This is a genomic window from uncultured Fibrobacter sp., from assembly GCF_937877005.1.
In the GTDB taxonomy this organism is placed as follows: Bacteria; Fibrobacterota; Fibrobacteria; order Fibrobacterales; family Fibrobacteraceae; genus Fibrobacter.
In genome coordinates this window covers 21,486-32,678 of record NZ_CALEFV010000185.1, presented here as the reverse complement: position 1 = coordinate 32,678, position 11,193 = coordinate 21,486, and the positions used below count along the sequence as shown (strand labels likewise).

Genomic DNA, 11,193 nt, shown 5'->3' with positions numbered 1-11,193 from the left:
TGCATACGAAGTCACGACCAAGCAGGGAAAGGTGACCTTCCTCGATACTCCGGGTCACGAAGCGTTTAGTGCTATGCGTGCTCGCGGTTCTCAGGTGACCGACGTAATCGTGCTTGTAGTTGCTGCCGACTCCATGGTGATGCCGCAGACCGTTGAATCTATTGAACTTGCCAAGCGCGAAAAGGTGCCGATGGTCGTTGCGATCACGAAGATCGACTTGCCGACCGCTAACCCCGACAAGATTCGCGCCCAGCTCGCCGAACGCGGCGTGGAAGTGGAACAGTGGGGCGGTTCTACCAGCTGTATCGAAGTTTCTGCGCGTACGGGTCAGGGCATGGACGACCTCTTGGAAACGCTCGCCCTCGAAGCCGAAGTGCTTGAACTCAAGGCGAACCCCGATGCACACGCTCGCGGTGCCGTGGTGGAATCCAAGCTCGACGTGGGTAAGGGTTCCATGGCGACGATCCTGGTGCAGAACGGTACGCTCCATGTAGGTGACCCGTTCGTTTGCGGTATTTACGCTGGTCGTGTCCGTGCTATGTTTAACGAACGTGGCGAACAGATGAAGGAAGCTCCTCCGTCTGCTCCGTGTCAGGTGCTCGGCTTTGACGGTACTCCGCAGGCCGGTGATGACCTGATCGTGGTCGAAGACGAAAAGACTGCACGTGAAATTGCCTCCAAGCGCCGTATGGCTGCCCGTGAACGCGACCTGCGTTCCCGTAACGTGAAGACTTTGGAAGATACCTTCAACGATCGTAAGGAAGGTAAGCTCTCCGAACTCAACCTTATTGTCAAGGCCGACGTGGGCGGTTCTGCAGAAGCTCTTGCAGCAAGCCTCGAAAAGCTTACCAACAAGGAAGTGCGCGTCAACATTATCCGCAAGGGCGTGGGTACCATTACGGAATCCGATATCTTGCTCGCTACGACCGCACAGGCAATCATTATTTCCTTCCACTTGATGCCGTCGCTTTCTATCCGCGAAATGGCCCAGAAGGAAGGCATCGAAATCCGCAACTACCGCGTGATTTACGACTGCATCGAAGATATCACGAACGCTGTGGAAGGCCTGTTGAAGCCGACCATGCGCGAAGAACTCTCCGGCGAAGCCGAAATCCGTCAGGTGTTCAAGATTCCGAAGGTCGGTCTCATCGCTGGCTGTATGGTTACCGACGGCGAAGTCGACCGTACCAGCCATGTGCGCGTGTACCGCAACGGTGTGGAACTCGGTACGACTGTGGTCCAGTCCTTGAAGCGCATGAAGGACGACGTCAAGTCTGTCGCTCGTGGCTTTGAATGCGGTATCGGCCTTAAGGGTTACGAAGACATCAAGGAAGGCGATAGCCTGATCTTCTTCAAGGAAGTGAAGGTTGCCCGTACCCTGAAGGATGTGGCCCGCGAAGAAGCCGAAGAAAAGGCCAAGAAGGCCGAGGAGTCTAATGAGTCGTAGAACGGACAGATTGGACGAACAGTTCCGCGAGGAAATCGGCAAGCTCTTGCAGAAGGGCTTGAAGGACCCTCGCGTGAGCAGCCTCGCAAGCATTACGCGCGTGACGATTACCGATGACCTGAGCTACGCAAAGGTGATGGTCTCGGTGATGGGTTCCGATAAGGAAAAGCGTGATTCGCTGATTGGTCTCAAGAATTCCGCCGGGTATATCCGCACGTTTTTGGGCAAGGCTCTCAAGATCCGTAAGATTCCCGAATTGAATTTTGTTCTGGACGAAAATCTGGAACACGCCATGCATATCGAAAGCATTCTAGCCGAACTGAAGCAGAAAGGGGACTTGTAATTGAGCAATTCCGGCTTCGTTCTGTTGGACAAGATTGCTGGTGAAACTTCTTTTAAGGCCCTTTTCCCACTGAAAAGGGTCTTTTCTACGAAGCGCGTGGGCCATGCGGGTACGCTGGATTTGCGTGCCTCGGGCTTGATTATTGCGGCGACTGGCCGCTGCACGCGATTGCTCCCGTTTATCGAAGCCAAGGACAAGTGCTACAGCTTTAGACTGCATTTGGGTTACGAAACCGACACTTTAGAGTGGGACGGGGAAGTTATCGCTCAGGATGAGCGTGCTGTTGATAAGGCTTCGGCTGAAAATTGCACGCTCACAGGGCCTCGGCCCTTGGCCGACGAATGTTCGCTTAGCGATTCTCAGCCTTCGCCGACAAGAACATGCTCTTCTTTGAGAGCGATTCTTGAAGGTATTCTTCCGCGGTTTACGGGCGATATCGAACAGGTCCCGCCCAAGTACTGCGCCGTGAAAATCAACGGCGTGCGCGCGAGCGACCTCATGGAACGCGGCCGCGACATTGAATTGAAACCCCGCAAGATTCACATTGGCGAACTCAAGGTGATAGGCGAGGGCGAAGTGACCGAGGGCTGCTCCGGCAAGGAATTTGCGACCTTCGACTTGATTTGCGAATGCTCCAAGGGAACCTACATTCGCGCTCTCGGTCGCGATATTGGTCGCGCGCTCGGGACCTACGCCTGCGTATCGCAGATACGCAGACACCGCATCGGCAATGTGACTTTAGATAAGGCGGTGCGTGGCGAGAACCTGACCCGTGAAAACTTGTTGCCGGTCGATGCGGTGCTCGACTTTCCGGTAGTGCGCCTGACCGACGAACAGGTAGCCGTGATCCGCCAAGGCAATTGGCTCCCCTGGAAAGAGGCTGTCGAGGGCGTAGGCCCCGAGGGCCATGTGTTTGCTGCGAATATGCAAGGCGAAGTCTTGAGTTTATGTTCTTATGAGCCGGGGCGAATCAAGCCGAAATTTTATTTGGGCGAGGATGAAAAATGAAGCGTGCTGTGACGATGGGGAATTTTGACGGATGCCACCTGGGACACCAGGCGCTTTTCCGCACGCTCAAGGCCGTTGCCGAAGTGAACGGCCTGACGCCTACCGTCATTAGCTTTGAGCCGCATTCCAATTACGTGTTGCACACTCCCGGTGATCCGTTGCTTTTAACGACTACCGAAGAAAAACGCGAGTTTATCGAAAGCCTGGGCCTTGAATTTCTGGTGCTTCCGTTTACACCCGAAGTGGCGAAACTTCCGTTCGATGTATTCGTTCGCCAGGAACTGATTGAAAAGCGCGGCGTGTGCTCGATGTTCTTTGGACACGACCATTGCTTTGGCGCCGGCGGCAAGGGCAACTACGAAACCATTACCGCCGCATTCCCGGAACTTTCGACGGCTATGCTTTCGATCGTGCTGCACAAGGGCGAACGCGTGAGCTCTTCCGCTGTGCGCAACGCTCTTTTGAATGGCGATGTGTCACGTGCGCAGACTTATCTGGGACGCCCATATCGTTTGTCTGGAACGATCGTCGAAGGCAAGCGTCTGGGACATACCATCGGATTTCCGACGGCGAATTTGCAGGTGGAAAAGTACAAGTTCTTGCCCAAGCACGGCGTATACGTGGCAACTGCACGCCTGCCCGATGGCAACGGGGGAGAACGTTCTTTCCGAGCTGTCGTAAACATTGGCACGCAACCATCTACTGGCAACCAGCGCCTTGCTATCGAAGCGTATTTGCTTGACTTTAGCGAAGACATTTACGGTCGCCCGATGGTGCTTGACTTGATGGCGTACCTGCGCCCTGAGCAGAAATTCCCGAGCCTGGACGACCTGGTGCGCCAAATTGGAATGGATGCCGACACGGCCCGCAATTACAACGGCAATCACTGGGCTGAGTAGAATAAGCGGTAACAGACCATAGAAACCTTCAAAATGTGCTAAAATCCATTTTTTTCACGAAGGTCACTCTCGCGTCAAAATCAATCAATTCGTTAGAACCCTCGATAAATTTGGTGGATGCAAAGGCGTAGAAAAGATTTTATCCGAATTATGCTTTGCGAGTGACCAACGGCGACTCTAATACGCTGCTGATATTTTCGTGCTAGAGTACTCTGCAAGTCTTTGTTCGTTCACAGTAAATTTTTCTATTGTTGAGCAAAAAAGGAGCCATTATGCGCAAAAATCTTGGAGTCAAGACATTTCTGTATCCGCAGCCCACGCTGGTCATTGCGACCTACAATGAGGACAATTCTGTCAATGCGATGGTTGCCGCTTGGGGGTCCATCAGCGACTCGAACCAGGTGGCGATCTATGTGGCGAAGAGCCACAGGACGATGCCGAATATTCTTGCGCGCAAGGCGTTTACGGTGAGCATGGCGACCGCCAAGGTCATCAAGGCGATAGACTACCTGGGAGTCACCAGTGGCAACAAGGTTGCCGACAAGTTCGCAAGATCGGGACTGACTGCTGTCAAGAGCGAGAATGTGGATGCTCCGCTGATTGCGGAACTTCCGCTCGCACTCGAATGCAAACTCGTTAGCTATGACGACGAATCGGAGCTCCTGCTCGGTGAAATCGTGAATGTCACGGCCGATGAATCCGTATTAGACGCAGAAGGCAGACTTTCTGTAGAGAAAATGGAACCTGTGTGCTACGATTCCGCTGGCCACGGCTACTATGTGATGGAACGCCGCGTGGGTAACGCTTTCAGCGACGGCAAGACCCTTTAGTGACGTGAACGCGTTCGTTCAAAATTATTATTGATAATTTTTTTTGAGTAGTGAACTATTGTTCACTACTTTTTTGTTGGACCTGCGGTCTAGGTATGCTTTTTGTATGCTTTCCGAGCGAAAAGGTCCTTTGCATCTTGCCAAAGTGGTAGAAAATGGTAGATTTGTACTGTGTTGTGGTAAAATGTGTCAAACTAGTATGAACTTTACGTCTTTCATAGGTCAAGCCCAAACGGCTATCGATGGAAAGGGAAGGTCTTCCTTCCCCAGGGAATTCCGTCGTCAGCTCGGGCCAACCGAAGGGGATGAATTCGTGATCACGCGTGGTCCGAATCAGACGCTTCGGTTGTTCACCTTGCCGGAATACGAAAAGTTCATGGCGGACTTGGACTCGAGGTCCGACCGCCGTCAAGCAGACCTAGTTCGGAGAGGCCTTGCGCCCACTGTAGTGGAGCTCGATGGTCAGAACCGCATTTTACTTCCGAAGATCTTGTTGGAGTATGCTGGTCTTAAAGGTGAAGTCCTTTACGTACAAGCTAGCGGAAAAACTCTTGAACTATGGAACCCTGAACGCTTTAACGAAAAGTTCGGATTGCAGACAAACGATGCAATCGCCGCATTCGATGCCGCGTTCTATGGAGAAAGCTTGACGGAGGGCCTCGATGGTAAAAAATAGTCCCTGTCAACATTCCGCAGCTGCTCTGGCCGGCATTGAAAACGGCGTGTTCTATCACGATCCGGTAATGCTCCAGGAATGTCTCGATGGTTTGAATATCAAATCTAATGGAACCTACGGCGACTGCACTTTGGGCGGCGGCGGACATTCCTATGCTATTGCGAATAAATTAGATGAAAATGGTACGCTTCACGCATTTGACCGCGACGAAGATGCCATTGCCTTTGCAACCAAGCGCCTTGCCGGTGTAAAGCCCAAGTTCATTGTGCATCCGGTTCGCTTCGGTGAACTGAAGAACGAAATTGCGCCGAATACTCTGGACGGCATCCTTTATGATTTGGGAATTAGCAGCCATCAGGTGGATGACTCCGCTCGCGGCTTTACCTTTGTAGGCAACAATCCGCTGGATTTACGCATGGACCGCCGCGAAGGGGTTTCTGCTCAGGAATGGCTCAAGACTGTTGACGCCGATACGCTCGCTGCGGCACTTCGCAGGAATGCCGATATGGATCGAGCCTTTAAGTTGGCGACGCGCCTGATTGAGATGTCGACCTCCAAAGGCGACCAGGAAATTTTGCCGTCTGACGTGAAGGTTGCGGTGGAAGCAGTTTTCCCCGACAAGAAACGCGAAGTGAATGGGCTGCTAGCCCGTGTATTCCAAGCGATTCGCATGGAAGTGAATGGGGAACTCAAGGAAATCGAAGATAGTTTGCGCGCTGCGGTGGACTGCCTCAAGGTGGGTGGCCGCCTGGTGGTCATGAGCTATCACTCGGTAGAAGACCGCTGCGTCAAGGAAACGGCCGCCGAATTTGAACGCGCCTGCATTTGCCCGGAAAGCTTGCCGGTGTGCATGTGTGGTGGCAATCACCAGCGCTTGAAGAAGGTGAATCGCAAGCCGATTCTGCCTTCTAGTGAAGAAATCGCGAACAACAGCAGGGCTCGCTCTGCAAAGCTTAGGGTGTACGAACGGGTATGAACGAAGAAAACAAGACATCCGTGTTCTACTCGAACCGTACGATTGTATGGGGCTTTGTCTGCGTTGTACTCGTGGCTATTCTTTTGCTGATTTTGCCGCTTTACATGCAGAACCGCATGACTCGCCTTTACACGAAGTCGCACGACTTGTCGAAGCAGGTGGGCCTTCTGCAGCGTGAGCTGCTTTTACAGCAGCTTGAAATAAACAAGTTGTCGTCTCTGGAAAGTCTCTCTGTCTTTGCGGAGTCGAGTGGTCTCGATCTGAACGGCTTGCCAACGAAAGTCCGTGTCGAAGGAGGTCACTGGTGAATCTGATGAATATCGATGCTCTTTCGATTGGAAAAATGCTCGTGCTCAGTGCCGTGGCGGTACTGGCCTGGCAGACCTTCAACATTCAGGTTTTGAACCGTGAAGTTTACCAGGCCGAAACTAAGAGCATGGTAACCCGCACCAAGAATATTTATGCGGAACGCGGTCAGATCATGGACCGCAACGGAGTCGTCCTGGCCGAAAACCTGCGCGATACGGGTGACGCCGAAGACTACAGCCGCATTTTCTTGCAGGGCAAGCTTGCATCGCAGATTGTCGGAAAGGTCGGCTACAATGGCGAAGGAAGCATGGGCATGGAACGGGTCTTTGACCTCCGTCTCCGTGGTAACGAAGGCTTCAAGAGTATTGTTCGCGATGCCAAGAACCGTGAAATTTACGGTCGTTCGGAATATGTGGCCAAGGCGGAACCCGGAAAGAATCTGGTGCTGACGATTGACCGCAATATGCAGGAAATTGTTGAAAAGGCGCTCAAGGATGGCGTGAACGAGTTCCGTGCAGCAAGTGCCTCTGCCGTGGTCGTGGATCCCTACACGGGCGAGATTCTCGCAATGGCTAGCTATCCGACTTTCGATCCGAATTCGAAGAAGCAGGGTGTCGGTCGCATGGCGAAAAACGATATCGTTGCCATGGCTTATGAACCGGGATCCACTTTTAAGGTTATTACGGCTGCGGCCGCCTTGGAAGACGGAATTGTATCGGAAGATAAGGTTTTCCCGAATGAAGGCAGGTGCTGGGATTGGTGGAAGTCGAATCCGAAAATAAGGAGCGACAAGCCCATTTGCGATACGCACGTTTATGGCGACATGGATATGGCCGAAGCGATGGTACAGTCTTCGAATATTGTCTATGCCAAGATTGCCGACGAAGTGGGTGCCGAAAGGCTTTACCGTATGGCCCGTAATTTCGGTATTGGCATGAAGACTTCCGAAAACTTCTATGGCGAGGAATCGGGGCGTCTTTACATGCCGTACGAATTGACTCGTGACGCAAGAACCCTGAAGACGATGGGCTTTGGACATTCCGTGATGGTGACTCCGATCCAGATGGTGATGGCTTATGCGGCAATTGCCAATGGCGGAACGTTGATGGAACCGATGATCGTGAAGGAATGGCGTGATTCCAAGGGCAAGCTGGTCGAGAAGAAGGAACCGGTAAAGATCCGTCGCGTCATTTCGGAACGAACGGCATCCAGTATCCGTAAAATGCTGAATCGCGTCGTCAATAGCGGTACGGCAAAGTACGTCGTCAGCAAGAAAATTCCAGAAGTCGTTTTTGGCGGAAAGACGGGAACGGCAGAAAAATACAACCAGGAAACGGGCAAGTACGATAAGGATCGCCAGGTGGCCTCCTTTATCGGCCTCGCTCCAGTCGAAGATGCCCGTTATGTCTGCCTTGTGCTGGTGGATGACCCGCAGGCGAAACATGTGGGTGGCTTGACAGCTGGGCCTATTTTCCGTCGCATCATGGAAGGTATCTATTACCATCCGGAACTTTCTCCGGCATCGCATGCTCTTGCTATTGTGAATTTGGATTCGCCCTGCAAGGATGACTATGTGGGCATGGTGGCCGATGCGGCCAAGCAACTCGCCAAGAATAGGAATTGCAATGCGCGTTTCGAAGGCGAAGGCAATCGTGTTGTATCGGCCCGTCGCGATGTGGACGATTCTGTAGGAGTTGTTCTGACGCTTGGTTCGATGGATGCGGATCGTATGCCGAATTTTAAGGGACTTTCGCTGAAGGATGCCCTTGAAATTGCAGGTAATATCCGCATGAATGTCGAGTATAGCGGCATGGGTCATGTGGTCTCTCAGTTCCCGAAGGTGGGTGAAACCTTGCGCAAGGGACAGGTTTGCAAATTGACGCTCAAGGAGAAGAGCTGATGATTTCTGAAATGTTGATGCAGAAATTGAATGTGTGTGGCCTTTGCGACGATTCCCGCCGTGTCAGGGCGAATGATCTGTTTTTCTCGATGCCGGGTGAAAAGTCCGACGAATTTGCAAGGTCTGCGATTGCCGCCGGTGCGGTTGCCGTAGTGGGCGAGTCCGTCGCTCCCGAAGGTTTGACATCGAAATGGATTCAGGTGGCCGATGTGAAGGCGGCGCGTCTTGAGGCGGCCAGAATCTTCTACAAGGATCCGTTTGCAAAACTTTGTGCTCATGCCGTGACGGGAACGAACGGCAAGACGACGAGCGCCTTCCTGATGGATGCGATGCTTACCGCAGCGGGGCACAAGGTTGCTTTGCTTGGAACGATCAAGAATAAGATTGGCGACAAGTCCGTTGCTGCGACGCTTACGACGCCGGGATTATTGGATTTGTATGCGTTTGCAGCCAAGGCCGTCGCAGCGGGTTGCACTGATCTGGTGATGGAAGCGTCTTCGCATTCTCTGCATCAGGGGCGCATGGCTGGAGTTCTTTACAGAAGTGGCCTCTTCAGCAACCTCACGCAAGATCACCTTGATTATCATAAGACGATGGATGCGTATTTCGAAGCGAAAAAGCTTTTGTTTACGCGTTACCTCGCTAAAGACGGTGTCGCCGTTATCAATGTTGACGACGCCTATGGTAAGAAACTATACGATTCCCTGACCGAGATAGAAGCGGACCGGAAGGTGGCTGTCTCGCGTCTAGGGGTCGTTAGCGCTAATGTAAAGCCCGAAGGGACTGTTGAGAACACGGAAAACGGGCTCAAGATGCTCTTGCCCGCAATCAGCGCGGAGTGCTTTGAGACTCCCCTGTGTGGTGATTTCAACGTGGATAACGTGATGCTCGTACTTGCTTGGGCAAAGGCGATCGGCCTTGCCGAATCTGCCATGCGCAAGGCGCTTGCAGAAGTCCGTGTCCCGGGCCGCTTTGAAAAGGTATGGAACAAGAATGGCCGTCACGTGATTGTGGATTACGCCCACACTCCCGATGCCCTGGAGCGTGTCCTCACGACTGCCCGTAGCCTCTGCCGAGGCAAATTGTCGTGCGTGTTCGGTTGCGGTGGCGACCGAGACAAGACGAAGCGTCCCATCATGGGCTCGATCGCCGAACGCATCGCGGATAAGGCTTGGCTTACCTCCGACAATCCGCGTACCGAAAATCCGACGGACATCATCAATGATGTGCGTGCGGGGATGAAGACGGACAAGTTTAGCGTAGTGGAAAAGCGAGAAGAGGCGATCGCAAAGGCGTGTGCCGAATTGAACGATGGCGACTGGCTCGTGATAGCGGGTAAGGGTCACGAAGACTATCAGATCGTTGGCAAGACCAAACATCATTTTGACGACCGTGAAGAAGCGGTGAAGGCAATGGAAAATGTTTAAGCTGGATTTGAAAATCAAGGAACTTCTAGAAATTCTCGAAACCTACTCGGTAGGTGTCGATGGTCGCACAAAGAATCGCAAGGTGAACCTTTGCATGGATTCTAGGGAAGATGCCAAGGGTGTCGTATTTTGGCCAATCAAGGGCGAACGCTTTGATGCACATCAGTTTGTCACTCAGATGGAAAAGAATGGAGCATTGATGAGTGTTGTAAATCAGGATGCCGTTGGCATCGAAAACTTCAAGATGTATGCGCCGGTCGATGATACGACTAAGGCGCTCCTCAAGCTCGCTAAGGGCTATCAGAAGAACTTTAAGGTGAAAAAGGTCGCCATTACGGGTAGTAACGGCAAGACGACTACCAAGGAAATGGTGAAGTCGGTCCTTTCGACGAAGTTCAATACTCACGCTACTGCAGGAAATTTCAATAACCATATCGGCGTCCCGATGACACTTTTTCAGCTGAAGCACAGCCACGAAGCTGCCGTCATTGAAATGGGAACGAGTGGTCCCGACGAAATTCGCCCGCTTTCCATGGCGGTGGAGCCTGATCTGGCCGTGATTACGAACATTGGCGCATCCCATCTGGAACGGCTCAAGGATCTGGATGGAGTCTTTGCCGAGAAGAAGACGATTGTTGCTGGACTCAAGAAGAACGGAGTGCTTATCGTGAATGCCGATGATCCGAGACTCTGCAAGTGCCGTAGCAACACGAGTTACAAGGTGTTGACCTTTGGCGTGAAACGCGGCGTGATTAAGCCCGAAAAGCTTGCCTGGACCGAAGACAACTGTGCCACATTCTATGTGGAACGGACCAAGTTTACGCTGAATGTCCCGGGAATCCACAATCTTTACAATGCCCTGGCGGCCATTGCGGTCGGCATCCAGTTCAAGGTTCCCAAGACCGATATAGCAAAAGCTCTTGCGAATTTCCGCTCGACAAATATGCGCATGGAAATAAAGAACGCGAACGGCTTCAAGATTGTTTCCGATTGCTATAACGCTAATCCTTCTTCGACCAAGATGGCTCTACAGACCATTGGCAACATGAAGGTTTCTCGCCGCATAGCGATTCTCGGCGACATGCTGGAACTAGGTGCCCAGACCGATGCGTTGCATCAGGAAATGGGTGCACTCGTGCCGGAGATGAATTTCGACATGCTTTTTACGGTTGGCGAAAAGGCGAAACTTTATGTGAAGGGAGCAAAGGCCAAGGGCATGAAGGCCGCTTGTCACTTTGACTCGGTGGATTCGCTGATTGATGCTCTTACGGATGTTGTGGCCGAAGGTGATGTATTGCTCGTCAAGGGCAGCCGTGGTATGCACATGGAAAAGGTGGTGGACGCAATGCTTCGCCTCACGACAGTAAAGGCTTAGGAA

The 11,193-nt window shown here is 52.4% G+C and carries 11 protein-coding genes; all 11 read left to right on the top strand.

Translation table 11 applies throughout. The features are described from left to right. The coding region (infB, locus tag Q0628_RS08690; RefSeq protein ID WP_298770144.1) for a translation initiation factor IF-2 at window positions 1-1,447 on the top strand (1,447 nt) is incomplete at its 5' end. After that, window positions 1,437-1,790, top strand: a complete 354-nt coding sequence (gene rbfA, locus Q0628_RS08685) for a 30S ribosome-binding factor RbfA (protein WP_290993200.1) — start codon at window positions 1,437-1,439, stop codon at window positions 1,788-1,790. The genes infB and rbfA, both read left to right, overlap by 11 nt. Beyond that, on the top strand, window positions 1,791-2,798 hold the full coding sequence (locus Q0628_RS08680; protein WP_298770142.1) for a tRNA pseudouridine(55) synthase TruB: 1,008 nt from the start codon (window positions 1,791-1,793) through the stop codon (window positions 2,796-2,798). Then, window positions 2,795-3,697: a riboflavin biosynthesis protein RibF gene (ribF, locus tag Q0628_RS08675; RefSeq protein WP_298770140.1), complete on the top strand. Its 903-nt coding sequence runs from the start codon at window positions 2,795-2,797 to the stop codon at window positions 3,695-3,697. Before Q0628_RS08680 ends, ribF begins: the two co-directional genes overlap by 4 nt. A 272-nt stretch (window positions 3,698-3,969) precedes the next feature. Continuing rightward, window positions 3,970-4,527, top strand: coding sequence for a flavin reductase family protein (locus tag Q0628_RS08670; RefSeq protein WP_298770138.1), 558 nt, complete (start codon window positions 3,970-3,972; stop codon window positions 4,525-4,527). A gap of 199 nt (window positions 4,528-4,726) precedes the next feature. Further along, a complete protein-coding gene (locus tag Q0628_RS08665) occupies window positions 4,727-5,203 on the top strand; it encodes an MraZ family transcriptional regulator (RefSeq protein WP_298770137.1) in 477 nt (158 codons plus the stop codon). Continuing rightward, a complete protein-coding gene (rsmH, locus tag Q0628_RS08660; protein WP_298770135.1) occupies window positions 5,190-6,179 on the top strand; it encodes a 16S rRNA (cytosine(1402)-N(4))-methyltransferase RsmH in 990 nt (329 codons plus the stop codon). Before Q0628_RS08665 ends, rsmH begins: the two co-directional genes overlap by 14 nt. Next, window positions 6,176-6,487, top strand: a complete 312-nt coding sequence (locus tag Q0628_RS08655; protein WP_298770133.1) for a hypothetical protein — start codon at window positions 6,176-6,178, stop codon at window positions 6,485-6,487. The genes rsmH and Q0628_RS08655 overlap by 4 nt, the downstream gene beginning before the upstream one ends. A 5-nt stretch (window positions 6,488-6,492) precedes the next feature. Then, window positions 6,493-8,388 (top strand): penicillin-binding transpeptidase domain-containing protein, encoded by a 1,896-nt coding sequence (locus tag Q0628_RS08650; protein ID WP_298770146.1) that lies wholly within the window; start codon window positions 6,493-6,495, stop codon window positions 8,386-8,388. Next, window positions 8,388-9,815 (top strand): UDP-N-acetylmuramoyl-L-alanyl-D-glutamate--2,6-diaminopimelate ligase, encoded by a 1,428-nt coding sequence (locus tag Q0628_RS08645; RefSeq protein WP_298770130.1) that lies wholly within the window; start codon window positions 8,388-8,390, stop codon window positions 9,813-9,815. The genes Q0628_RS08650 and Q0628_RS08645 overlap by 1 nt, the downstream gene beginning before the upstream one ends. After that, the gene (murF, locus tag Q0628_RS08640; protein WP_298770128.1) at window positions 9,808-11,190 is read left to right on the top strand and encodes a UDP-N-acetylmuramoyl-tripeptide--D-alanyl-D-alanine ligase; all 1,383 of its coding nucleotides are present in this window, start codon (window positions 9,808-9,810) and stop codon (window positions 11,188-11,190) included. The genes Q0628_RS08645 and murF overlap by 8 nt, the downstream gene beginning before the upstream one ends. Window positions 11,191-11,193 lie beyond the last annotated feature (3 nt).

What these genes read in the sequence shown, in the direction of transcription:
- rbfA (WP_290993200.1), top strand. Translation starts at nt 1,437, where the DNA reads ATGAGTCGTAGAACGGACAGATTGGACGAACAGTTCCGCGAGGAAATC.
- ribF (WP_298770140.1), top strand. Translation starts at nt 2,795, where the DNA reads ATGAAGCGTGCTGTGACGATGGGGAATTTTGACGGATGCCACCTGGGA.
- Q0628_RS08670 (WP_298770138.1), top strand. Translation starts at nt 3,970, where the DNA reads ATGCGCAAAAATCTTGGAGTCAAGACATTTCTGTATCCGCAGCCCACG.
- Q0628_RS08665 (WP_298770137.1), top strand. Translation starts at nt 4,727, where the DNA reads ATGAACTTTACGTCTTTCATAGGTCAAGCCCAAACGGCTATCGATGGA.
- rsmH (WP_298770135.1), top strand. Translation starts at nt 5,190, where the DNA reads ATGGTAAAAAATAGTCCCTGTCAACATTCCGCAGCTGCTCTGGCCGGC.
- Q0628_RS08655 (WP_298770133.1), top strand. Translation starts at nt 6,176, where the DNA reads ATGAACGAAGAAAACAAGACATCCGTGTTCTACTCGAACCGTACGATT.
- Q0628_RS08650 (WP_298770146.1), top strand. Translation starts at nt 6,493, where the DNA reads ATGAATATCGATGCTCTTTCGATTGGAAAAATGCTCGTGCTCAGTGCC.
- Q0628_RS08645 (WP_298770130.1), top strand. Translation starts at nt 8,388, where the DNA reads ATGATTTCTGAAATGTTGATGCAGAAATTGAATGTGTGTGGCCTTTGC.
- murF (WP_298770128.1), top strand. Translation starts at nt 9,808, where the DNA reads ATGTTTAAGCTGGATTTGAAAATCAAGGAACTTCTAGAAATTCTCGAA.